21 protein-coding genes and 1 tRNA gene are annotated in these 23,172 nt (G+C 46.8%); 2 read left to right on the forward strand and 20 right to left on the reverse strand.

Translation table 11 applies throughout. The features are described 5' to 3' along the window. Position 1: 1 nt before the first annotated feature. The 11 genes from Selli1_RS01090 to argS all read right to left on the reverse strand — a co-directional run bounded on the left by Selli1_RS01090 (position 2) and on the right by argS (position 12,219). On the reverse strand, positions 2-688 hold the full coding sequence (locus Selli1_RS01090; protein WP_087168586.1) for an ABC transporter ATP-binding protein: 687 nt from the start codon (positions 686-688) through the stop codon (positions 2-4). Further along, on the reverse strand, positions 685-1,050 hold the full coding sequence (locus Selli1_RS01095) for a GntR family transcriptional regulator (protein ID WP_087168587.1): 366 nt from the start codon (positions 1,048-1,050) through the stop codon (positions 685-687). The genes Selli1_RS01090 and Selli1_RS01095 overlap by 4 nt, the downstream gene beginning before the upstream one ends. Positions 1,051-1,225: 175 nt before the next feature. Next, on the reverse strand, positions 1,226-2,569 hold the full coding sequence (locus Selli1_RS01100) for an MATE family efflux transporter (RefSeq protein ID WP_281872082.1): 1,344 nt from the start codon (positions 2,567-2,569) through the stop codon (positions 1,226-1,228). Between the two features lie 4 nt (positions 2,570-2,573). Then, positions 2,574-3,611 carry a hypothetical protein gene (locus tag Selli1_RS01105; RefSeq protein ID WP_281872084.1) on the reverse strand — a complete coding sequence of 346 codons (1,038 nt, stop codon included), beginning with the start codon at positions 3,609-3,611 and terminating at the stop codon, positions 2,574-2,576. Positions 3,612-3,620: 9 nt separating this feature from the next. Then, positions 3,621-4,916 (reverse strand): WD40/YVTN/BNR-like repeat-containing protein, encoded by a 1,296-nt coding sequence (locus tag Selli1_RS01110; protein ID WP_118635921.1) that lies wholly within the window; start codon positions 4,914-4,916, stop codon positions 3,621-3,623. Between the two features lie 167 nt (positions 4,917-5,083). Then, a complete protein-coding gene (gene tsf, locus Selli1_RS01115; protein ID WP_087255165.1) occupies positions 5,084-6,004 on the reverse strand; it encodes a translation elongation factor Ts in 921 nt (306 codons plus the stop codon). A 33-nt stretch (positions 6,005-6,037) separates the two neighbouring features. Next, positions 6,038-6,793 (reverse strand): 30S ribosomal protein S2, encoded by a 756-nt coding sequence (gene rpsB / locus Selli1_RS01120; protein WP_087169689.1) that lies wholly within the window; start codon positions 6,791-6,793, stop codon positions 6,038-6,040. Positions 6,794-6,975: 182 nt separating this feature from the next. Further along, positions 6,976-8,244, reverse strand: a complete 1,269-nt coding sequence (locus Selli1_RS01125; RefSeq protein ID WP_281872086.1) for a C40 family peptidase — start codon at positions 8,242-8,244, stop codon at positions 6,976-6,978. A 154-nt stretch (positions 8,245-8,398) separates the two neighbouring features. Further along, on the reverse strand, positions 8,399-9,292 hold the full coding sequence (locus Selli1_RS01130) for a CPBP family intramembrane glutamic endopeptidase (protein WP_138372434.1): 894 nt from the start codon (positions 9,290-9,292) through the stop codon (positions 8,399-8,401). Then, positions 9,282-10,448 (reverse strand): alanyl-tRNA editing protein, encoded by a 1,167-nt coding sequence (locus Selli1_RS01135; protein ID WP_281872090.1) that lies wholly within the window; start codon positions 10,446-10,448, stop codon positions 9,282-9,284. The genes Selli1_RS01130 and Selli1_RS01135 overlap by 11 nt, the downstream gene beginning before the upstream one ends. A 4-nt stretch (positions 10,449-10,452) precedes the next feature. Then, entirely contained in the window at positions 10,453-12,219 is a 1,767-nt protein-coding gene (gene argS, locus Selli1_RS01140; RefSeq protein WP_191426875.1) for an arginine--tRNA ligase, read from the reverse strand. A gap of 166 nt (positions 12,220-12,385) precedes the next feature. On the opposite strand from argS, the gene Selli1_RS01145 reads away from it, so the two are divergent. Next, positions 12,386-13,288, forward strand: a complete 903-nt coding sequence (locus Selli1_RS01145; RefSeq protein WP_191433501.1) for a deoxyribonuclease IV — start codon at positions 12,386-12,388, stop codon at positions 13,286-13,288. Between the two features lie 52 nt (positions 13,289-13,340). Here Selli1_RS01145 and Selli1_RS01150 read toward each other — a convergent pair. Beyond that, positions 13,341-13,412 (reverse strand) — tRNA-Arg (locus Selli1_RS01150). A 167-nt stretch (positions 13,413-13,579) separates the two neighbouring features. Here Selli1_RS01150 and Selli1_RS01155 point away from each other — a divergent pair. Continuing rightward, a complete protein-coding gene (locus Selli1_RS01155) occupies positions 13,580-14,155 on the forward strand; it encodes a xanthine phosphoribosyltransferase (RefSeq protein ID WP_087169687.1) in 576 nt (191 codons plus the stop codon). 62 nt (positions 14,156-14,217) lie between these two features. Here Selli1_RS01155 and Selli1_RS01160 read toward each other — a convergent pair whose 3' ends face one another. The 8 genes from Selli1_RS01160 to Selli1_RS01200 form a co-directional block, all read right to left on the reverse strand. Continuing rightward, on the reverse strand, positions 14,218-15,282 hold the full coding sequence (locus tag Selli1_RS01160; protein ID WP_281872093.1) for an XdhC family protein: 1,065 nt from the start codon (positions 15,280-15,282) through the stop codon (positions 14,218-14,220). Beyond that, the gene (gene yqeC / locus Selli1_RS01165; RefSeq protein WP_281872110.1) at positions 15,236-15,979 is read right to left on the reverse strand and encodes a selenium cofactor biosynthesis protein YqeC; all 744 of its coding nucleotides are present in this window, start codon (positions 15,977-15,979) and stop codon (positions 15,236-15,238) included. The genes Selli1_RS01160 and yqeC overlap by 47 nt, the downstream gene beginning before the upstream one ends. After that, a complete protein-coding gene (yqeB, locus tag Selli1_RS18225) occupies positions 15,964-17,331 on the reverse strand; it encodes a selenium-dependent molybdenum cofactor biosynthesis protein YqeB (RefSeq protein ID WP_330677407.1) in 1,368 nt (455 codons plus the stop codon). Before yqeB ends, yqeC begins: the two co-directional genes overlap by 16 nt. After that, the gene (locus Selli1_RS01180) at positions 17,328-19,607 is read right to left on the reverse strand and encodes a xanthine dehydrogenase family protein molybdopterin-binding subunit (protein ID WP_087168186.1); all 2,280 of its coding nucleotides are present in this window, start codon (positions 19,605-19,607) and stop codon (positions 17,328-17,330) included. Before Selli1_RS01180 ends, yqeB begins: the two co-directional genes overlap by 4 nt. A gap of 4 nt (positions 19,608-19,611) precedes the next feature. Beyond that, complete coding sequence (locus tag Selli1_RS01185) at positions 19,612-20,079, reverse strand: (2Fe-2S)-binding protein (RefSeq protein ID WP_087168187.1); 468 nt, start codon at positions 20,077-20,079, stop codon at positions 19,612-19,614. Then, positions 20,080-20,835 carry an FAD binding domain-containing protein gene (locus Selli1_RS01190; protein WP_087168188.1) on the reverse strand — a complete coding sequence of 252 codons (756 nt, stop codon included), beginning with the start codon at positions 20,833-20,835 and terminating at the stop codon, positions 20,080-20,082. It abuts the gene before it with no gap. A 71-nt stretch (positions 20,836-20,906) separates the two neighbouring features. Continuing rightward, entirely contained in the window at positions 20,907-21,794 is an 888-nt protein-coding gene (locus Selli1_RS01195; protein ID WP_087168189.1) for a DUF5688 family protein, read from the reverse strand. Positions 21,795-22,452: 658 nt separating this feature from the next. Beyond that, positions 22,453-23,166 carry a riboflavin kinase gene (locus Selli1_RS01200; protein ID WP_155200583.1) on the reverse strand — a complete coding sequence of 238 codons (714 nt, stop codon included), beginning with the start codon at positions 23,164-23,166 and terminating at the stop codon, positions 22,453-22,455. Positions 23,167-23,172: the final 6 nt, after the last annotated feature.

The raw sequence follows: 23,172 nt of genomic DNA on the forward strand, positions 1-23,172 counted from the left end.
TTTACATCAGTTCCCTGTACAGATCAGCCGCGCTTCTTCCGGAACGCATTCGTTCTTCTTCTACGTCACATTCATAAATCACACTGCCGTCTTTCATAAAGATGGCGTGGTCGATAAAGGACTCAATCTCCTCAATCAGATGTGTAGAAATGATCACTGCATTTTTCTCGCTGACTGTTGTCAGAATGACATCAATAATCTCTTCTCTTGCCTTCAGATCGATACCATTTAGCGGTTCATCCAGCATATACAGCATCGCTTTTCTCGAAAGCGTTGCGATCACCTTCAGCTTTGCCATCATACCGGTGGAAATCTCCCGCATTTTCATTTCTTCCGAGAGACCTACTTTAGCAATCAGATCGTGGAACTTTTTCTGATCAAATTCTTCAAAAAAGTCGCTGTAGTATTTTCCTACCATGCCGATATTCATAAAATCGTAGTAAAACGGCTCTGTTGACATGTAGGCAACCTGATTCTTCGCCCGGTAATTCCATGGAGCCCCGTCAAAAACAACTTCCCCCTGTGTCGGCTTGATAAATCCTGTCATCATCTTCATCCAGGTTGTTTTCCCGCTTCCATTCGGTCCAAGAAGCCCGTAAATTGATCCACTTCGTATCTTCAGCGAAACATCCTTTACCGCTTTCTTTCCCATAAATGCCTTGGTCAGTCTTCTGCTTTCTGCAATCATAACTCTTCCTCCTCATCAAATGCTTCTATCCGGGTAATGATTTCGTTTTTACTAAATCCAAGATCCAGCATTTCTTTTATAAATCCACTTAATAGTGCCTCTGCCATCTCTTTCCTTAACTCTTCCTGCATCTTTTCGTCCTCCGTAATGAAAGTTCCAAGTCCCCGCTTTGTATAACAATATCCTTCCGCTTCCATCTCTTTATAGATTCTTGCTGCCGTATTCGGATTCACCTTATAAAGAACGGCAAGCTCTCTGTTGGACGGAAGCTTTTCTCCGGGAAGCAGCTGTCTGCGGACGATCCGCTTTTTAATATCTCTGATAACCTGCATGTAGATCGGTGCTTCAACACGATATTCCATTTTTGTCCTCCTTTCTGTATCAGTGAACTAGTTAAATAGTACACTAGGATATTATGTTTGTCAATCTGCTTCGACCAATCTTTCGTTTTTCTTAATAATCTTCATAAATGCGCAAAAAAGCTCCGGTCTGAATGTCCTGTGTATCGGACAGTTCAATACCGAAGCTCTCTTTGTCTTAAAAGGCATACAGCCAGTTTGCCTTTTTATAGTAGATAAAAAATGCGACAGAACTCAAAGTCCATGTCAGCGGATAGATCCAGTAAACTACCGCAATGGACGGAATCAAAATCGACACGCCTGTCAGCACCGCCACACGGATCACGCACCAGAAAATCATCATGACAATCATAGGTATAACGGATTTGCCGGCTCCTCTCAGTACCGCCGCTATAGAGTGCGAATACGCCAGCAGGAAGTAGAACAGCGCAGATGTCCGTGCCCGCTCGGTTCCAAATACAATCACCTCCGGTGTCCGGTCAAATGCCCCAACAAAAACAGGGGCAGCAAGAAAGATCACGATTCCTACTATTTCCGCAAGGATCATGGCACAGGCAATACCGAATCTTGCACCCTTTTTCGTGCGCTCATAATTCTTCGCTCCCAGATTCTGACTGACAAATGTGGTAAGTGCCATTGTGAAGCTGGTGATCGGCAGGAATCCGAACCCCTCGATTTTGGAGTATGCTCCGCATCCTGCCATGGCCATTTCGCCAAAGGAATTAATATTGGACTGTACTACAACATTTGCAATGGCGATGATGGAATTCTGAAATCCGGATGGAAGACCGAACTGAATCACCTGTTTAAAGATATCCCATTCAAACCGGATTTTCCGCAGGTTCAGCCGGTATTCCGCTTTGGACCGCATCAACTGGATCATACAGAGTACAGCGCTGACCACCTGAGAAATATCGGTAGCAAAGGCAGCTCCGCCCACTCCCATATCAAATACCGTAATAAACACAATATCCAGAACTACATTAATTATGGATGACAGAATCAGATAATACAATGGATGTTTGCTGTCTCCCACTGCCTGCAGGATTCCTACGAACATATTGTACATGACAAATCCCGCGGATCCCATAAAGTAGACCCGGAAATATTCCGTTGACTCCGGCATGACATTAGCCGGCGTCTGCATCCAGACAAGAATCTGAGGGGCAAAGAATACTCCGACAATCGTCAGGACAATACTCGCCGCGATTCCGAAAGCTACCGTTGTATGTACTGCCTTCTCCACGTTCTCCTGGTCTCTTGCCCCAAAATATCGCGCAATCACAACTCCTGCTCCAAGTGCGATTCCATTGAAAAATCCGATCATCAGATAGATCAGATTTCCTGACGAGCTGACCGCAGCCAGCGCATTGCTTCCAAGAAAATTACCGACTATCAGCGAATCCGCTGTATTATACATCTGTTGAAACAGATTGCCCAGAAAAATGGGCACTGCAAAAAAAGTAATCTTCTTCCAAATTAATCCCTCAGTCATTAGTGTAGCGGAATCACTCTCTCTCATACCATCATTCCCCTTTCTCTTTCCATATTCTTTCGTATGCCTGATACTTCTCTTCCATCTCCGCACGTCTTGCTTTCGGCATATGAGGAATCGCCTCTTTCAGCTTTCCAAGCGTCTCCTTCAGAGCACCCCAGTCCTCTTTTGCCTTCAGCGCTTCTGCCTCCCAGACAAGATAATACGCCTCTTCCTCCGGCCGTTTCTTCATGCACGCAAGCAGTTCCAGTGCCTTATCATATTCCGAACTCTGGCAGAGTGCAATCGGAAGATAGATCTGCAGTGTCGGAATCATACTTTCCCACCGTCTTTGGGCCCTGCTATAGTAGCACAGGAAAAAGGTAATCATCTCCTGGCTCTGCTGCCTTTCCACAAATTCTGACAGAATTCTTGCCGTGTGGATACTGTCTCTTCCGCAAAGCCACGCAAATCCCACTGCAATGACCAGCCCAAGGGCCCAGATCTGCCAGTCCCCTCTAAGATTCGCCGCCAGGCCTGCAATCAGTCCCACGGCCAGAAGTCCAATACACCATCTGAGCTCCCAGATCTGCATTTTCACCAGAAGAGTCTTCTGCACCTGCTCATCAATCCGGGGGGCTTCTGTAAGCTGAGTCTGATCGCGGCATTCCGGGAACAGCCCCATCAGTGTCTTTTTCATCTTTTCTTCCTGCAACTGTCTGCTTTTTCTGCTGAACAGGCTCTGCCAGATAAAAACCAGAGCCGCACACAGTACAATTCCGGCAGTCCTCAGCTGAAAACCCAACGGCTGATACCGGAATACATAAAGGGCCGCCCCTGTGGAGACAAGTGCAGCACTCCCTTCCGCAAGAGCCATCTTCCAGGTTTGGTATTCTTTCTGTCCTTCTTCTCCAAAGCTTCTCACAAATGCAGTCAGGAAAAACAGTGCGGCACATCCTCCTGCAAAAGCGGAGTAAAGGCCTTCCCGTCTTGCCCCATACTGAAAAAACAGGATTCCTCCTTCAAATAAAAGCATTCCCGCAAGAAACAGCGAAAGAATGCAAAGTAATCTCCAAATTTTCTTCGTCATCTTGTCCTCCTATCCTGCTTCCTGCAAAGAATCTGTGATTTCTTTTTCAAATGTAAACTGTTCTCCATCCTCGGACCGGAACAATGCTTTGATCAGATTTCCCTGATCCGTATAATCTCCATCGTCCCCCTGCCCAACGACCATATAATAAACACCGTTTTCCAGATAGAACTGCTCCACCTGGTCAAATGGATTGTATCCCATCTTTTCGATAACCGCATCCGCCTGAGGAAGCGTGATTTCCTGCCAGGTCTGTCCCTGATCGACAGTCCGGTAAAATACACTCTGCTCCTGTCCGGATGCATAATATCCTGTCTGAGCATCGACCCAGAACGCGGCACTTACATTGGGCATCATGCTCTCGCCAGTGGAAATCTGTCTCCATGTTTTCATATCGTCCGTCATCCAGATCCCATAATAATCCGTTCCGAGCGACCGGTCCATAGCAAAAACCGCCACACAGCCATCTCCGATTCTTGACAGGTACGTACCCGCTTTATATCCCAGATCTGTGATCCTGCTCTCCTGCCAGACTGCTCCCTGATCGGTACTGTAAATCATAACAGTCCCCTCACTGTCAAATCCGAGAAATGCGGTAAACTCCGGAGATATCAGATAACTTCCATCCTCCAGGTTTTCATCATACAGGCCGTTTGTCTCCCGGCAGACTCTTTCATAGCCATCCGGTACCTCTGCAAAGGTCTCTCCGCCGTCATAGGTAACATAAAGCACTCCGTCATCAATATAATAGGTCTCTTCTCTGTCTGTCCGCATCGCATAATGCTGGGTTTGAGGTGTCCGGATCTCCTCCTGAAATTCCGGAGACTGAATCTGATAATCCACCGGACGCATTTTTTCCGTAATCTTATAGATTCCGTTTTCCTCCTCCAGTCTTACTACCATCTGTCCCCGGTAAAGATATCTTGAATCAATACCGGACAGGGCATGGTCCGCTCCCTGACCGCCCAGATACACCAGTTCCAGATTCTGAATAATTTCACTGTTCACAGCGGCCGGTACCATGGTGTAATCCAGCTGCACATAACCATTGCCGTCCAGCACTTCCACCTGATTCAGAACGGCATCGTAAATCCGGTATTCGTACGGCACATTCATTCCCTGAAGCGCATCTGTATAATCTGAAAACAATTCCCGGCATGCTTCATCCTCGGATTTTCCCACACCGGCAATTTCCGAACCAATAATCTCAGGTATCTCAAACTGATTCCAGCGAAATTGCGTCCAGGCTCCACAAAGGAGCACCGCTCCTGCAAGGCAGAGAATCCCCGCAGCCAATCGTTTCATCCTTCATCTCCTTTTTACTTTAAGTCGCTGTCACTTTAAGTCACTGTCTTGGAACATTATATCACCTTTTGTTGTGTTATAAAAGCGGTCAATTTTCTTCGATACAAAAAAAGCCCTTGAAAATCCCGCAAAACGGGTATCTTCAAGGGCCCTAATACTTTTAAAAATTACATACCAGCCTGAGCTGCTACTTCTGCTGCAAAGTCGTCAACTTTCTTTTCGATTCCTTCGCCTGTTTCAAAACGAACGAATTTCTTAACAGTAACTTCTGCGTTGTTCTCTTTTGCAACTTTTTCTACATATTTTCCAACTGTCAGGTCACTGTCCTGAACGTATACCTGATCTAACAGACAGAACTCTTTGAGCTCTTTGTTGAGACGTCCGATGATCATCTTTTCGATAATGTTGTCCGGCTTGTTCGGATTTTCTTTCTTAGCCTGAGCAAGAAGGATTTCTTTTTCGTGATCCATGAATTCCTGAGAAACTTCATCACGGGATACATACTTCGGAGACATAGCTGCTACCTGCATTGCTACGTTCTTTAAGCATGCTTTGATTTCATCGTTTACAACGTTTGTATCAGCTTCTACAAGAACACCGATTCTTCCGCCGCCGTGAATGTATGCAACAACGCATCCTTCAGATGTGATTTTCTCAAATCTTCTGATGTTCAGTTTTTCTCCGATCACAGAGATCTTTTCTGTCAGAGCATCCTGAACTGTCTTGGACGGATCTGCGTTCCATGCCTCAGCCATGAATGCGTCCATATCAGCTGCATCTGTATTCAGAGCCTGATTTACTACAGCATCAACAAATCCCTGGAACTCTGCGTTCTTTGCAACGAAGTCTGTTTCAGAGTTTACTTCTACGATTGCTGCTACCTTGTCATCTTTTACAGCTGCTTTAACAAGACCTTCTGCTGCAATTCTTCCAGCTTTCTTTTCAGCCTTTGCCTGACCATTTTTTCTTAAATATTCAACGGCTGCGTCCATATCGCCGTTTGTTTCACTAAGAGCTTTTTTACAGTCCATCATTCCTGCGCCTGTCATTTCTCTTAATTCTTTTACCATGCTTGCTGTAACTGCCATTTTGCTTTCCTCCTGAATCTTAGTCGAAATGGATTATTCTTCTACAGTTTCTTCTGCCTCTTCAACTGCCTCTGTATCTTCGCCTTCGAATACTTCTTCGCCAGTTGCTCCCTGATTTGCTTCTACAACAGCGTCTGCCATCTTGGAAACGATCAGTTTGACAGCTCTGATTGCATCGTCATTTCCCGGGATCACATAGTCCAGTTCTTCCGGATCGCAGTTTGTATCAGCGATACCGATCAGCGGAATTCCAAGTGTATGTGCTTCCTGAACACAGATTCTTTCTTTCTTAGGATCTACTACGAAAATAGCGTCCGGCAGTCTCTTCATGTTCTTGATACCGCCAAGGTTTTTCTCAAGTTTTTCCCATTCTTTCTTTAATGCGATAACTTCTTTCTTCGGAAGCACGTCAAATGTTCCGTCTTCAGCCATTGCTTCGATCTCTTTTAAACGCTCGATTCTGCTCTGGATTGTCTTGAAGTTTGTCAGCATACCGCCAAGCCATCTTTCGTTTACATAGAACATTCCGCAACGCTCTGCTTCTGTTTTGATAGCATCCTGAGCCTGTTTCTTTGTTCCTACGAAAAGAATTGTTCCGCCTTCTGCTGCAATATCGGATACTGCCTGATAAGCCTCATCTACTTTTCCAACGGATTTCTGTAAGTCGATGATGTAGATTCCGTTTCTCTCTGTGTAGATGTACTCAGCCATCTTAGGGTTCCATCTTCTTGTCTGATGTCCAAAGTGAACACCGGCTTCCAAAAGTTGTTTCATTGAAATAACGCTCATGTTTCTTCCTCCATATGTTTTGGTTTTTTACTTCCGCATGTTTCTGCCCTCCGGAACCGCACATTCTGCCGGCACCGCCGAAAGTAACCGCATGCGTGTTTTTTTGCAACATTCGTAGTATAACATAGAAAAAACGGCCATGCAAGCCGTTTTTTCATGAATTCCTTTATTTTACCTTGATTTTACCAGTATCTTCTGTACCATGGGCTTCCGTAAACGCTCTGAACCTTTACGACTTCACCCGGCTGAGGGGCATGAATCATCTGTCCTCCCCCGATATAGATACCAACATGTCCGACATAACATACTACATCTCCAGGCTGCGGACTGGATACCGCCTTTCCGCCTGCTCCAAGAGCAGAAGATGTTCTCGCTACACTGATGCCAGCCACACTGTGGCAGTATTTTACGAGTCCGGAACAGTCAAGTCCTGATCCCGGTGTGTTGCCGCCCCATACATACGGTGTACCAAGACAGCTTCTTGCAGCGCTTACAATCACACTTGCAGCACTTGCATTGCTTGTGCTGGATCCGCCTGAACTGCTGGAACTGGATCCGGAACCTGTACTCGGTTTGGATGTGCTGCTTCCGCTGTTAGATGTTCCACTATTAGAACTTCCACTGCTGGAACTTCCGCTGCTGGAACTTCCGCTGTTAGAACTTCCACTGCTGGATGTCGTATTCCCCGAGGATGAACCAGAGGATGTATTGCTGTTCTGGTTTCCCGATGAACCTGACTGGCTGGAAGTCGTATTGGAACTGGAAGAGCTTTCCGCTGCTGCAGCCGCTTCCTCCTGCGCCTTTCTCCGGGCTTCCTCTTCCGCCTTTCTTCTTGCCTCTTCTTCTGCTGCTGCCTGCGCAATCGCTGCCTGAAGTTCCTGATCAAGATTTTCTACTTCTGCCTGTTTCTCAGCCAGTGTCTGACTTAATTGTTCTTTCTGGCTTTCGAAAGATGTCTGCATCTCTTCCAGATTTGCAAGATCTTCTTCCAGGGTCTTTTTCAGGTTTTCAATCTTTTTTGTTGTTTCTACATATTCCTGAAGCTTTTCTCTGTCGTAATTATGTACGGTTTCAATATAGTCTGCCTGATTCAGAAAGTCTGCAATGCTGTTTGATGTAAACAGATCTTCCAGAGCTTTCGTATCGCCCTGTTCATACATATATTTAATCCGGACTTTCATCGACTCATACTGCTGCTGCTGTTTTTCCTCAGCTGCGGCGAGATCTTCTTTCGCCTTCTGGATTTCCTCTCCTTTGCTGACCAGCTTTTCTTCTGTCTCAGAAATCTTGGAAACCATCGTCTGAAGCTGTGCCTGTACAGACTCGACTTCTTTTTCTTTCTGTTCCTTTTCAGCTTTGATTTCATCGGTATTCGGTGCCGCATAAACCGGAGTTGCAAGCATTGAGCTAGCCATCAATGCTATCACCAGTCTCTTCCCAAATTTGTTCATTCTCTTCTCTCCTGTCTAAAACTGCATGTCCGAACTCTTTCGGTCCTTCTTTTTTCACTACAAGGTCTAGTATATCTTATTCTTCTATTCTTTGCAATGTTTTTTAATAATTTTGTAACATTTTTTATGACTATTCCTTCATACAGCCTGAAATCTATGGCTGGCCATGCCCGCTTTTTTTTGTGTTCTCCATATTTCGAATCTGTACAAAGAACACAGACGCCGCAAATGCACAGACAACAGTAATAATTCCCATCCTCAGCGGTGTCTGGAATATCCATTCATACGCATTCGTTTCCGTCAGAAGCACTGAGCCAAGATTTGCTGCACAGTGCAGCAAAACCGGTGCTTTGATACTTTCGTAAGTCTCATAGGCATATGACAAAAGCAGTCCGAATACAAACGCATACAGAAACTGTACAATATTTCCATGCACAACGGCAAAAATCAGCGCGGAAAACAAAATGGCTTTTCTGGCATCTACCATGTCTCGGATTCTTCTGAAAATAACTCCTCTGTACAGGCACTCTTCAAGAACCGGTACAATCACTCCGAGTCCAATCACTTCGATGATCACCGGTGAAGCGTAAAGTCCTGCTGACGTTGTCTGATAAGAAACGCTGATGCTGCTGATATTGCTCAGAATCAGGATATTGTTCAGCGCAACTCCGGCTGTCACTCCAAGCAGAACTGCATACAGATAGGTCCATGCCGGTGTTTTGCCGGAATCCGGATCCGGTACCGTAAACAACCTTCGGTATTTCTCATCCTTTCTCATCATGTAGATATAAATTGGAAGCGCCAGCACTGCCGCCGCCGACGTAATTTCCGTCGAATGGCTCAATGCAAATGTCAGTGTTTCTTCCATAAATGTCTGAAACGCAGTCTGGCTTTCATAGGCATGCAGCAGATCCTGTGCACGCGCAGCCAGATAAGCCGCGACAACAACAATATCCACAAGGAAATTGATCCCCCAGTAAATCAAAATCGGAATAATGATTCTCGCAAACGGATTTCCCGGCTGTCTGTTTGGCTGATTATTGAACATTGATTATCTCCTCAAAATATGCTTTGATTTCCTCTTCGTCACCTGTAAGAGAGCCCTGGATCATGCCCGGCTTTCCGCCGCCCCGTCCATGAAATCTCTCGTTCAGCTTTTTGCCCAGATCACGGATATCCCTTTTCTGGCTTCCGATTACATACTGGTACTGCTCGCCCCGTTTCAGGAAAACAGCGCACACAGCAACACTTCGTTCCAGAACGTGATTCATCAGTTCCCGGATGCCGGTCTGATCCAGATCCGTCTCAAACAGGCACTGGCTGTATGTTCCTTCCGGAACCTGCTGTGCCTTCAGGGCAGTCATTTTTCTCTGCAGTTCAATGATCTGATGCTTCTGGTTTTCATTTTCATCCTTCAGTCTCCTGACTGCCTCCGGAAGTTCATCTTCTTTTGCAGAAAGCATCGCCGAAATCTCTTTCATATCTTTTTCGCGTTTTTCATGATCTGCCAGAGCTCTGTCCCCACTTACCATTGTCACGCGGACTCCACCCTTATAATTCATCATGGCGATCACTTTGATCTGTCCGATTTCTCCGGTAGAGCCGACATGGGTAGCGCAGCAGGCACACCGGTCATACCCCGGGATCCAGACAATGCGCACCTGACCGTCGATTTCAATCTTGCTTCGGTACTCCATTCCTTCCAGTTCTTCTTCGGACGGATAGAGAATCTGAACCGGGATATTCTGGTAAACAGCCCGGTTGGCCTCCTGTTCAATCTCTTCCATCTGCTCTTTTGTGACCGGTCCGTTAAAGTCCATGGTGCACAGATCATCTCCGAGATGAAATCCTACATTCTGATATCCGAACCGTTTATGTACCAGCCCGGACAAAATGTGCTCTGCTGTATGCTGCTGCATTCTGGAAAACCGGATCTTCCAGTCTATCTCTCCGTCGATCGTGCTTCCTGCTTCCAGCGGCTCTTCCGTATAATGGATGACTTCCCCGTCTTTCTCCTGTGTATCCGTCACCCGGATCCCGGAAAGCCATCCGATATCTCCATACTGCCCTCCGCCTTCCGGAAAGAAGGCGGTACGGTCCAGAATTACTTCATATCCATCCCTGCCGGATGCTTCCTGGCAGGAACGAACCGTTGCAGTAAAGGTTTTTGTATAGACATCCTGATTATACAGTCGTTCTGTCATAGTCCTACATCCTTTCCGGCGCTTCAAATCCAAGCAGATCGATGGAGGTCTCCAGAATCGTCCTTACCAGATCAAGCAGTGCGATATATCCCTGCTTCTTTTCTTCATCCTCTTCGCCAAGGATTCTGTTATCATGGTAGAAACGGTTGAAGCTGTTTGCCAGATCGTAAATGTAACCGCAGATCTTATGAGGAGCAAGCTCTTCATATGCCTGATCCAGAACTGCGGTAAATTTCGCTGCTTCCAGCATCAGCGCCCGCTCAGAATCAGAGTGCGGTGCTTTCACGGAACATGTATCCAGATTTCCTCCGTTTTCGGCGTATTTATTCAGGATGGATTTGATCCGGACAATGGTGTACAGAATGTACGGTCCTGTATTTCCTTCAAAAGAAGAAAACTTATCCAGATCAAAGACATAGTCTTTTGATGCCTGGTTGGAAAGGTCTCCGTATTTTAATGCTGCAAGTCCGACCATCTGAGCTGTCTTTTCAGCCTCCTCCGGAGCAACTGTCCGGTTTTCCGCAATCTTCTGGGACATCTCTTCGTTGATTTCACGAATCAGATCGGAAAGACGCATGACACCGCCTGCTCTTGTCTTAAACGGCTTTCCGTCTTTTCCATTCATCGTTCCAAAACCGATGAAAGTCAGCTTGGTATCCTCCGGAACAATTCCCGTTTTCTTTGCGCAGCGGAACACCTGTACAAAGTGAAGTTCCTGACGCTTGTCAACCACATAGATTACTTCATCCGGCTGATAGAGTTCTTCTCTTTCCACAAGTGTGGCAAGATCTGTCGTATCATAGAGGGCTGCTCCGTCTGACTTCAGAATCATGCACGGCGGAATTTCCTTCGTATCTGTCTCCTCCTTGACATCGACTACGAGAGCCCCCTGATCCAGATGAGCGAATCCTTTTTCTTTGAGCATTTCCACCATATCCGGAATATACGGCTGTGCATCTGCCTCTCCTTTCCAGAGGTCAAATGTTACATTCAGGTTTTCATAATTCTTTTTCAGATCGGCAATCGATACGTTCATGATGTGCTTCCAGAGTGCACGGTATCCTCTTCTTCCGTTCTGAAGCTCAAATGTCGCTTTCAGAGCTTCTTCTTTATAGTCCTCGTGCTCCTTTGCATAGGCACTCGCATATGGATAGATTTCTTCCAGGTCATTGATTGTAAACGGTGCTTCTTCCGGGTATTCACCGGTGAACTGCTCGTCAAAATACGGAAGATCCGGATTCCGTTTCTGAAGCTCGGTAATGACAAGTCCCATCTGGTATCCCCAGTCTCCAAGATGAACATCTCCGATAACCTCATGTCCCTTAAACCGCAGAATCCGCTTTAAACTTTCCCCAATTACTGCTGAACGAAGATGTCCCACATGAAGCGGCTTTGCCACGTTTGCGCCTCCAAAATCCATAATGATGCGTTTCTTCTGAGCCGCATGCTCTACCCCAAGCTGCTCGGACTTTCTCATCTCTTCTGCATAGGAAGAAAGAAACTCTTTTTTTACTTTCATATTGATAAATCCCGGATTTACCGCCTGTACATCCTCCAGTGCTTCACTCTCTTGAAGGTGAGTCAGTACATCCCCTGCAATCATAATCGGAGCTTTGTGGTAGGTTTTGGCTGCTGCCATCGCTCCATTGCACTGATATTCACATAAATCCGGACGATTAGATAAGGTCACTTTCGCAAAGCTTCCGTCATATCCTGCTTTTTCAAATGCTGCTTTCATTTCCTCTTCCAGAAAATCTACCAGTTTTTTCATCTCATTCGTCCTTCTTTCTTTATTTCTCTGATTTTTATATAAAATTACGTTCCTTATATTCTAACATAGGAAAGAATCTCCAACAACCATATTTTTGAGCTCTTGCGCTTTTTTCTCTTTTAGTATATAATAACAGAAATCATTATTGTTTTGAGAGGAAATCACTATGACAAAAGAAAAAAGACAAACTCCGCTTCTCGGCTCCCATGTCGGGATGAGCGGAAAAGATATGCTGCTTGGTTCAGCCAAAGAAGCGGCCTCCTATCAGGCTGATACCTTTATGTTTTATACCGGCGCGCCTCAGAATACAAGACGGAAAGACATCAGCGAGCTTCGTATCCCGGAAGCGTGGGATTTTATGAACTCCCATCACATTTCTGATATTGTCGTTCACGCACCTTATATTATCAATCTTGGGAATTCTGTGAAACCGGAGACTTTTCAGCTTGCGGTCGAGTTTCTCGCTCTGGAAATCGAACGTACAGCAGCATGCCAAAGCCGCACGCTCATTCTTCATCCGGGTGCCCATGTCGGCGCCGGTGTGGATGCCGGGATTGCTCAGGTCATCAAAGGGCTTAATGAAGTACTGACAAAAGATACCCCTTGTCAGATCGCGCTGGAAACGATGGCAGGCAAAGGCTCAGAGCTTGGCCGCTCCTTTGAAGAGCTGGCCCGGATTTATAGCGGCGTCACCTATAATGAAAAGCTTCGTGTCTGCTTTGACACCTGCCACACACATGACAGCGGATATGACATCCGGAATGATTTTGACGGTGTCATCGAAACCTTTGACCGGATTCTCGGAAAAGACCAGATTGCGGTCTTCCATATCAATGACAGCAAAAATCCGCAGGGTGCACAAAAAGACCGCCATGCCAATATCGGTCAGGGCGAAATCGGATTTGAGGCTCTTGCTTCCATCGTACACCATCCGGATTTCATGGAAGTACCAAAGATTCTGGAAACACCTTATATCCCTTCCGTCGAAAATCCAAAGAAAACGCTCCCGCCTTACCGCCGCGAAATTGAGATGCTCCGAAACCGCAAGTTTTCTGAAGAACCTGCGTAACATTTCCCGGACAACAACAAAAAAACCTGTCGGAAAATCCGACAGGTTTTTACACACCTAGGCGGATTCGAACCGCCGCACCCGCCTCCGGAGGGCGGTGCTCTATCCCCTGAGCTATAGGTGTATTTCTGCGTCATGTGAACGCATTGATTATAATACCACATCTTTTACAGATTGTAAAGAGAAAAAATTCGACGAAATTCCGGATATTTTTCAGTTTTTCATTGAAATTTTTCTTTCCATTCAGTATGATATATGTTAAATAAAAAATCTTGTAAGGAAGGAATTATCATGCAGCTTCTTAAAGAACGTATCTTAAAAGACGGGGTTGTCAAGCCGGGAAATGTCCTGAAGGTCGACAGCTTCCTGAATCATCAGATGGACATTGACTTAATAAATGAAATCGGAAAGGAATTCCGCAGACGGTTCCCTTCTGAAAAGATTACAAAAATATTGACAATCGAAGCTTCCGGAATCGGGATCGCCTGTATCGCGGCACAGTATTTCCATGTTCCGGTTGTTTTTGCGAAAAAGGCACAGAGCATCAATATCGACGGAGAAGTTTACCATTCCAAGGTAGAGTCTTTCACACACAAACGTACTTACGACGTGATTCTCTCCAAGAAGTTCCTCGGACCGGACGATCATGTTCTGATCATCGACGATTTTCTGGCAAACGGATGCGCCCTTCTCGGGCTGATCTCCATCGTCAAGGATGCGCAGGCTACCATTGAAGGTGCCGGAATCGTTATTGAGAAAGGCTTCCAGCAGGGCGGCGACAAGATCCGTGATCTTGGTATCCATCTGGAATCTCTTGCGATCATTTCATCCATGACCGACACTTCTCTCACATTTAAAGAAGATTAGATAAGGCAAAGCAGAAACCAGCGAGGACTGTGCCATCCCGGCACAGTCCTCGTTTTTTCTTTCTATCTGTTTTTTCCCGTTTCCATCAGGACTTTCACATGTCCTCCGCATACGAGCCCTTCATCGGCCGCATCCCGGTTATTCAGGTCAGACTCTTCGATTCTCCAGTCCTCTCCCTGTTTCATCATTTCCTGCGATGCACGGACGATATCTGCCTCCAGCTTTCCTCCGCCGATGGTTCCAAAACAGTTCCCGGATTCCGACACAATAAAATGCGTTCCTTCTTTTCTTGGGGCGGAACCTCTTCTTTCCAGAATCGTGGAAAGTACAAAGCGTTCTCCCTCCTGTATGTTCTCGAGGGCATGACGAAATACTTCGTAACCGGTCTTCATGGAGCATCCGGCCTTGCTCCTCTCCTGAAGAATCTCTGCCATGACAGACACCGCAATCTCTTCCGGCGTCTGCGCGCCGATTTTCAGACCGATCGGTGCATGCAGCCTCTTAGTCCATTCCCGGTCAATTCCGGCTTTTTCCAGTTCTTCCCGCATCATGGCGGCCCTCGTTCTGCTTCCCATCATCCCGGTATAGTAGGATTCTTTTTTGGCAATCTCCATCAGACATTTCTGATCATAGGCATGCCCTCTTGTCATGACAACATAGGCGGTATTTTTTTCATCGTTCAGACTTCGCACCGCTTCATCAAATGGAAGGCAGATCACCTCATGGGCACCGCTCTTTTTGGCAAGCTCCGCGAAATATTCCCTGTCCTCCAGAACAATTGTCCGGATTCCGGTAAAAACGGAAAGTTTCGCCAGTGCATGTCCGACGTACCCTGCTCCGCAGATTACAATCCGGTCTTCTTTTTCTGCATTCTCCAGAAACAAAAATCCGCCGTCTTCATCCCAATCCATGGCAGTCCCCGAGAGGGACGCCTTTTGATACAATTTCCGGATCCGCTCCTTCCATTTCTCCGGAATCATTTCCGTCTTTTCTTCCTTCAGTTCTTCCTGGTTCTTCAAAATCCATGTCCGGACTTTTCCACCTTTCTCTGCCAGACGGACGATCATCCCTCCGTCTTTCTCATAAAGGCTCTTGATCCGTTCTAAAAACTCTCTGTCTGTCATCATTTCGCTCCCATATATAAACAGGCATCTCCTGTTGTCTCATCCATCGAAAAACCTCACGGTATTCTTTGAAGAGGGCTTCTCCCATCCCCGGTTCCACCCCGCTTAGGACCGCCCTTTTTATCTGTCTGCAATTCTGGAAAATTCCATCTTTGTCAAGCCATAGTCTGCAAAGGTCCTTCATCTCTACCAGATCCTCCGGTCTTTTTCCAAGCCTTTCCGCACAGATTTCCGGCCGGTGTGCCACTTCCAGAAAGGACTTTCCCAGCGCTTTCTGATTAAGAATCCCTATCACCGCATCACAAAAGTCCGGCACCACAGGCTCCCGGTCATTTGGAATTTTGATCCATTTGCCCTTTGCCCCGTCTGCTTCCACACACAGACGGACTCCCTGATCCACCAGAGTCTTTAGGGCATTTAAGGGTATGGATCCGATCTTTCCATCCGGAAGTTCCCGGCCGATGGTCACCGGCCTCATCCCGTGTAATCTAATCCATTCTTTGACTTCCTCTGCGGAGAGGTCATCACGCCACAGAAGAAATCCTTCCTGCGGCTTCCACATCTTTGTTGTTGTCACAGCCGCTGCCGGCAGACCTTCTTCCCGCATTTCCCGCACACAGGTATAGACGGCCGTCGTCTTTCCGCCGGCACCCGTAAATGCGATACATCTTTTGTTTTCCAGACCTAATTCTCCAAGCATGTTTTCTCCCATTCTTCCAGCGCACGGCAGACACTTCCCCCGATGGCAAGTGCTTTATCCGAAATCACAAAGCATCTCTCATTGCCGTCTGTTCTTGGATCGATATCCATGATTTTTAACCCTTTTGTGACCGGATATCCTTCCTTGATTGCACCGCGCAGGTATCCGGTGAGCGTCGCACGGACATCCATTTCCCCGATCACTGCCAGAACTTCTCCCTCTTCAACGAGATCGCCCACCTGTTTCAGATACCGAATCGCACCGCTGCAAGGTGCATGGATCACCCGCTCTTTGGCATATCCCGCAATCATACCAGGCACTCCGGTATTTGGAATGGCTGTTCCGCTTCGGTAGATTTTCCCAAGAGTCTCTCCTCTCATGGTTTCAATGACCAGGTCCGTATCCACTCCTGCTGTAAATCCCGGCCCAAGTCCGATCGTCAGCGGTGCCATATCGATGGTGGTCCCCAGATTCTTTTTCGCAAGAATCCCGTCCACCAGAGCAATCGGTTGGAGCCAGGACAGGCAGCTGCATTCCGGGTCAATCAAAACCGGAACTTCCCCGCATTCCCAGGCCTCTTCTGTCTCCTCCCGGGACAGCACTTTCCTTGCCGTCATTCCTTCCACGGTGCAGCTTCCTTCATACACCGCTTCACAGAAGGCAACCTGCCGTCTGATACATGCGGGACATCCGGTTTCCAGTACGAGCACCCGGCATCCTTTTTGGGCAAGCAGATAAGCAGTTCCTGTCGCCAGGTCCCCTCCGCCCCGCACAACTACGGTCTTCTTCTCATCCATATCCCAGACTTCCTCTTTTTTTGCCTCCAGACGGTACAGATCGTCCAGATGTCGTTTCAAAACTTTCTTCCCGCCTTCATCACCGGAAAGGTTCAAAAGTTCCGGAAAATACCGTTCCTGAAACACGCAGGGATTTTTCGGGCCATTCCAGTCGATACAGCCGATTCCCTTCCGGCTTCTTTGAAAACCTTCCAGCATCGCTTCCAGTGTTTCTCTCTTTAGAAACGGCTGGTCACAGACGCAAAAGCATACCGCGTCGCCGCTCTGCCACTCAGGCTGATGCCGGATCGTTTCCAGGGCAAGGGCGATGGAAGAAGAAATCCCCCTCTCCGGATGTTTGTTGACTACACAGACTTCCGGAATATCGAGTCTCTTTTCTTTTTCACCTGAAACAACAAGAACTGTACTTCCTTTCCAGGAAGCGTGAATCTTTCTCGTCTTATCAAGCAGGAGGAAGAGAATTTCTCTTCCTCCGATCTGCTCCATCAGTTTATCTTCTTTTCCGTAACGAAGGCTTCTTCCTGCCGCAAGAAGCGCAAAGTGTATTTTCATCATGATGAATGTTTCATTCCCATATATACTTTCTCCGCCGTAATCGGAAGCTCCCGGATATGAACGCCTGTTGCATTGGCAACTGCGGCTGCCAGTGCCGGAGAAGGAGTGTTGATTACAATCTCTCCGATGGATTTTGCTCCAAACGGTCCGGTCGGCTCATAGCTGCTTTCAAATTCCACGCGGATTTCTCCGGTATCCTGTCTCGTCGGAATCTTGTACTGCATAAAGGAATTGCTGAAATTCTGTCCTTTTGGATTGTATACAACATCCTCATAAAGGGCCATTCCGATTCCCTGTACCAGTCCGCCTTCTGTCTGTACCCTTGCAAGACTCGGGTTGACAACAGTACCACAGTCTACTACGGCAACGTAATCAATCGGTGTCACTTTTCCAGTTTCCAGATCCACTTCCACTTCTGCCATACCAACCATGAACGGCGGTGGAGACGTTGGTGAGTAATGAGCCTCTGAAGCCATCAGCGCTTCTTCGTTTGCGCACATGATACGGTTTCCGATTTCTTTTAAGGTGATCTCTTTTCCGTCCTTCGGACACCATACACGCTTACCGTCAAACTCTACCTCTTCCTTTTCGCAGCCCAGATATTCGGCTCCTTTCAGGCAGATCTTCTCTTTGAGTTTCTCACAGGTCTTGATCACTGCCATTCCAGTCACATAAGTCGTACTGGACGCGTAAGATCCGGTATCGTACGGAGAAGAATCCGTATCCACGCCGGATACAATAATATCTTCCATCTCACAGTCCATACAGTCGGCCGCCATCTGTGCCAGAATGGTATCACATCCTGTTCCCATGTCAGAAGCTCCGACCATCAGGCTGTAGAATCCGTCGTCATTGACTTTCATTGCAACGGAAGCGGTATCCACGTTGGAAATTCCGGATCCCTGCATTGCCATGGCAACGCCGACTCCTCTCACCTTTCCATTACCCATATCTCTTGCCGGATATTTTTCATCCCAGCCGATCATCTCTTTTGCTCTTGCCATACAGCGGTCCAGCGCACAGCTCTGTGCAGTCTCGCCATAGTACGCAGGCATAACCTGTCCTTCTTTTACCATATTGAGCTCACGGAGTTTCACCGGATCCATATGCATCTGTTCCGCCAGCTCGTTGACCGCGGATTCTACCGCAAAAATTCCCTGTGTGGCTCCATATCCACGGTATGCGCCCGCTGACATGACATTCGTATAAACGACATCATACCGGAACCGGAACGCATCTGTTTTTCCATAAAGAGGAATGGATTTGTGTCCGGAAAGTCCAACCGTTGTCGGCCCGTGCTCTCCGAATGCTCCCGTATTGGATAAGGTATAGACGTCAATCGCCCGGATAATTCCGGCCTCATCGGCTCCTGCCCGCACATGCACTTCCATCTCATGCCGTGGGGATGATGCGATCTGGGATTCTTCTCTTGTGTAAATGATCTTTGACGGACGTCCTGTCTTCCATGTAACAAATGCCGGATATACTTCGGACACAACGGTCTGTTTTGCTCCAAAACCGCCTCCGATTCTCGGTTTGATCACACGGATCTTTGATTTCGGTATTCCAAGGGCATTGGAAAGAATTCTTCTTGCATGGAAGGTAACCTGGGTGGATGACACCACATTCAGCCTTCCATAGACATCCATGTAGCAGTAAGTGCGGAATGTTTCCATCATCGCCTGCTGGTTTGCCTGGGTATGGTAGGTCTGCTCTACCACATACTTACATTCTGAAAGGACCTGATCTACATCCCCGGCTTCATCCTTACCGCTGGCGCACAGATTTCTCTGATTGTCTGCTCCGACATTGCAGAGACTTCTCCAGTTTTCCTCCGGATGTACCAGGATATCATTATCTTTTGCCTTTCTGAAGTCCAGAAGCGGAGTCAGTACTTCATACTCCACCTTGATCATCTTCATGGCTCTGTCTACTGCTTCTTTTGTCTCTCCCGCAACGATCGCCACCGCGTCCCCTACGAAACGGACTCTCTGATCGAGGATCAGACGGTCATACGGACTTGGCTCCGGATAGGTCTGTCCAGCCATTGTAAACCGCTCATTCGGGCAGTCCTCATAGGTAAATACTGCCACCATACCCGGCACTTTCATCGCTCTGGCAGAGTCAATGTTCTTAATCAGCGCATGGGCATGCGGACTTCTCAGTACTTTCACGACGAGACAGTCCTTCGGTGCCAGATCATCTGTATAGACCGGCTTTCCTGTCACCAGCGCTTTGGCGTCGATCTTTGGTATCGCCTGATTTACTTTCTTCATGGATCTACCCCCTGCTTTCTCTCAGATATTTTTCCACAGCGCGCAGCTGTCCTGCATATCCTGTGCAGCGGCACAGGTTTCCGGCCAGATATTCCCGGATTTCTTCCGCGTCCGGACAATGTCCGGATACACAGAGCTCTCTTTCCATGGCAAGGACATTCATGATAAATCCAGGAGAACAGTATCCGCACTGCTCTGCCCCTTCTGCCGCCAGATATGCTCCGAACCGGGCCGCTTCTTCCTGAAGCCCCTCCAGTGTCGTAATCTTTCTTCCTGAAATTCCTGCTGCCAGAATCGAGCAGGAAAGCCGTGGTGTTCCGTCAACCCAGACGGTGCACAGTCCACAGTTGGTTGTCTCGCATCCGCACTTTACACTGTAGCATCCAAGATCTCTTAATACATCCAGAAGCACTGCACCTGCTTCAATCTCTGTATGGACTGGTTTCCCATTTAATTCAAACTGTACTTCCATCTACACATTCCCCTCTTCCAACGCTTTTTTCGCCCGACCGGCAAGGACTCGTCCCAGATGCTTCCGGTACTCTCCGCTTCCACGCATATTGCTTCCATAGGTGAAGGTATCAGCCGCCTGTTCCATCTCGTCTATTGTAGTCTCTGTCACATCCGCCTTCATTGGTCTTGCGCCGATGGAAAGTAGAACTGTTCCGTCTTTTTCAGATGCCGCACAGGTCAGCACCGGGAAATCAGTCTGACTTCTTCTCTCCGAGAGATAAACTGCCTTTCTGCCGTCCTTGGCCACAATCAGTTCTTCCAGAATATCTCTGTCACGATCCATTCTGATAAATTCAGAAAGAGGAACGATTCCTTTTTTATAAAGCTTTACTTTCGTATCCAGTACAAGAAATGCCGTCAGAATATCTGAAAATCCATATCTTCCGAAAATGCTTCCCCCTACTGTCGCCCCGTTCCTAAACTGCACTCCGACAATATGTCTGGTACACTCTTTAAAAAAGTCTCCAAATGTCTCTTTCAGCCCACTGTGTGTCTCGAGCTGACGAAGAGTACTCATACAGCCGATGCGAAATTCTGTTTCGGTCTCTGTGATCTGATCAAACCCAAGCCCGGACAGATCAATGACTGTATTAACATTTCCTCTGCCCATTCGGATCCACATCATCCCTCCAATGATCCGGTTGGCCCGTTTCTGATTCATCTCATATGCCTCCTCGAGTGTGCCGGGCTTTACATAGTTTTTCACTGTTATCAAAATGTCTCTCCTCCCGTTTCTCTGAAATTATCCATAGTTCTTTTTATTTTAGCATAACCTTTCTTTAATATCTACATGCAAAGCCGCTTTTTCCTGTAATTATAATAATACACCGTGTCCGAAAGGTATTCTTCCCCCGAAACCTCGGAACGGTTGATGCTGTAGACCGCATCTTTCAATTCACAGATACCCGGACTTTTACTCTCCGGCACAAGAAGAACTTCATGAATACTGCTTGGAAGAATATAAAAATTTTCCTTCCACTCCTCCCCGATCATTTCCAGAAGCCCCGGGTACAGAATTGCGGCCGCACCATGGCTTCTCTGCATATTGGTAAGGACATACATATAGCCGGCAAAGCAGCTTTCTCCACGGCAGTCCGGAATCAGTTCCATGACTACATTCTGAATATCCTGAAGCTCTGCCGGGAGAAGGCGGGGCGTATTTTGTCCGGCCGCCTGCCTGATCTCTTCCCGGGTGATCCCCCACATTTTCAGATGTTCATTTGTAATCATCATGGAAATGGCACTGTACTTTTCTACCGAAAACAATACGCAGAACACAATATCCAGGTCCAGATAGGAAAGATGCGGAACCTCTTTTAGCAGTTGCCTGTTTCTCTCCCCGTTAATCAGCCTGTATACAATCTTGTCCTTCATCCGCTCATAGTTGTCCAGATACTCCGCTTCCATCAATGGTTCCGGGACCTTCTGGCTCTGACTGTACCACTCCAGAAGACCTTCCGTTACTCCTTTCATTTCCATGCCTCTGAGATACCGTTCATAGTAATCTTCCATATAGACAATAGGCGAGATCCCCTCTTCACATTTCCGGAATAAAAAACCCTGACGCACTTCGCCGTTATTCTTCGTTGTCCGGTAATCTTCTACATGGACATCCGCCGGCAGCTCCTCTATTAGTCTTTCTTTTACATTTGATAAAAATAACTGATACTCCATCTAAGCTCCTTTCGGGCCCGCTGAAGTCTGAATTGATCTGATTCTGATCTGATAAAAATGAGTTTATGAATTGAGTGTTTATTTGGTATTGAATCTATTATACGTGCTTAAAATGCAGAATGCAACTGTTTTTTACACTGAGGTTTAGGTCAGTTTACAAGGAACTACACGCAGACCACGAAACGGGGGCTGCTGACAACAAATAAAGGCTGAGTATCAAGCACCGGGGAAGTGCGAGATATTCAGCCTGTTTTGTTGTCCGGGGTTTCCAAAGGGGCACCCTTTGGCACACGACTTTGCTTGCAAAGTGTAGTGTGTTATACGCTCTGTCAGCGTTGCCGTAAAAATGCCATTGCCACCGGAGAGGGCAAGGGGATTTGAAGCGGCAGGAAAACAGGGCTGTGATTGCGTGGCGTGGAGCCGCAAGCGCAGGACTGGTTTCATCAGCAGACAGGGCGTATATGAAAGCCCCCGTCTCTCGTCCAACGCCGGACTTCGGGACAAAATGTCCCGAACTTGTGGACACACTCACGAAAAAGCAGACGGACTTTCTCTCAAAATTGAAATGGGCGGGAAGCCATTTTAGGGCTTTCCCGCCTTGATTGCCTATCAGCAAAGGCGGGCGGGACTGTCAACGGCGGCGCATTTATTGCGCCGTTCATCTTGACCGTTGACTGGATCGGCTGGCTTTGCTATTCAGTTGAAATTTGTAGCCATATCCTACAACCGTTTTTACACAATCCATGTCGTTCAAATATGGACGTAATTTTTTTCTGATTTGATAAATCGTGTTTTCCACAGCATGAAAATAGTCGTTTGAAAATTCATGCCATACAGCTTGGTAAATTTGTCCTTTGCTAAACGTAACGTCTGGATTAGAATATAGCAGATACAAAATATCAAACTCTTTCGTTGATAAAAATACTTCTGTGTTTTCAACTGATACCTTATGCATTTCTATATCCATGTATAATGTATTCGGTAAATCACCCAAATTAAAAAATTCCCTTGTTGCTATACAATCTTGTCTAATCTGGTTTAACAACGCCGATAAATCGCTGAATTTTTGCGGTTCTCTTAATCTGGTATATAGTTCAACAAGAAGTTTTTCTCCGTAAATATCTTGATTGAAATTCAGCAAATGGACTTCTGTTGAAATGTTTTCGTCATTATCAATAGTAGGACGCTTCCCTATGTGGGTAACGGCATAATATGTTTTTTCGTTCCAACAAACAGATGAAATGTAAACTCCTGGTAGTGGTGTATTTTCTTTTGACAATATTTCTAAATTAGCGGTGGGGCTTCCTACAAGTTTTCCAATACCTCTGCCGTGAACAACTTTACCGCATAAAGATATATTCTTTTCTTTCATCAGCAT

This window comes from Sellimonas catena, from assembly GCF_027924685.1.
Lineage (GTDB): Bacteria > Bacillota > Clostridia > Lachnospirales > Lachnospiraceae > Sellimonas > Sellimonas catena.

Coding starts and splice junctions, on each gene's coding strand:
- Selli1_RS01090 (WP_087168586.1), bottom strand. CDS start 688: ATGATTGCAGAAAGCAGAAGACTGACCAAGGCATTTATGGGAAAGAAA.
- Selli1_RS01095 (WP_087168587.1), bottom strand. CDS start 1,050: ATGGAATATCGTGTTGAAGCACCGATCTACATGCAGGTTATCAGAGAT.
- Selli1_RS01100 (WP_281872082.1), bottom strand. CDS start 2,569: ATGAGAGAGAGTGATTCCGCTACACTAATGACTGAGGGATTAATTTGG.
- Selli1_RS01105 (WP_281872084.1), bottom strand. CDS start 3,611: ATGACGAAGAAAATTTGGAGATTACTTTGCATTCTTTCGCTGTTTCTT.
- Selli1_RS01110 (WP_118635921.1), bottom strand. CDS start 4,916: ATGAAACGATTGGCTGCGGGGATTCTCTGCCTTGCAGGAGCGGTGCTC.
- tsf (WP_087255165.1), bottom strand. CDS start 6,004: ATGGCAGTTACAGCAAGCATGGTAAAAGAATTAAGAGAAATGACAGGC.
- rpsB (WP_087169689.1), bottom strand. CDS start 6,793: ATGAGCGTTATTTCAATGAAACAACTTTTGGAAGCCGGTGTTCACTTT.
- Selli1_RS01125 (WP_281872086.1), bottom strand. CDS start 8,244: ATGAACAAATTTGGGAAGAGACTGGTGATAGCATTGATGGCTAGCTCA.
- Selli1_RS01130 (WP_138372434.1), bottom strand. CDS start 9,292: ATGTTCAATAATCAGCCAAACAGACAGCCGGGAAATCCGTTTGCGAGA.
- Selli1_RS01135 (WP_281872090.1), bottom strand. CDS start 10,448: ATGACAGAACGACTGTATAATCAGGATGTCTATACAAAAACCTTTACT.
- argS (WP_191426875.1), bottom strand. CDS start 12,219: ATGAAAAAACTGGTAGATTTTCTGGAAGAGGAAATGAAAGCAGCATTT.
- Selli1_RS01145 (WP_191433501.1), top strand. CDS start 12,386: ATGACAAAAGAAAAAAGACAAACTCCGCTTCTCGGCTCCCATGTCGGG.
- Selli1_RS01155 (WP_087169687.1), top strand. CDS start 13,580: ATGCAGCTTCTTAAAGAACGTATCTTAAAAGACGGGGTTGTCAAGCCG.
- Selli1_RS01160 (WP_281872093.1), bottom strand. CDS start 15,282: ATGATGACAGACAGAGAGTTTTTAGAACGGATCAAGAGCCTTTATGAG.
- yqeC (WP_281872110.1), bottom strand. CDS start 15,979: ATGCTTGGAGAATTAGGTCTGGAAAACAAAAGATGTATCGCATTTACG.
- yqeB (WP_330677407.1), bottom strand. CDS start 17,331: ATGATGAAAATACACTTTGCGCTTCTTGCGGCAGGAAGAAGCCTTCGT.
- Selli1_RS01180 (WP_087168186.1), bottom strand. CDS start 19,607: ATGAAGAAAGTAAATCAGGCGATACCAAAGATCGACGCCAAAGCGCTG.
- Selli1_RS01185 (WP_087168187.1), bottom strand. CDS start 20,079: ATGGAAGTACAGTTTGAATTAAATGGGAAACCAGTCCATACAGAGATT.
- Selli1_RS01195 (WP_087168189.1), bottom strand. CDS start 21,794: ATGGAGTATCAGTTATTTTTATCAAATGTAAAAGAAAGACTAATAGAG.
- Selli1_RS01200 (WP_155200583.1), bottom strand. CDS start 23,166: ATGAAAGAAAAGAATATATCTTTATGCGGTAAAGTTGTTCACGGCAGA.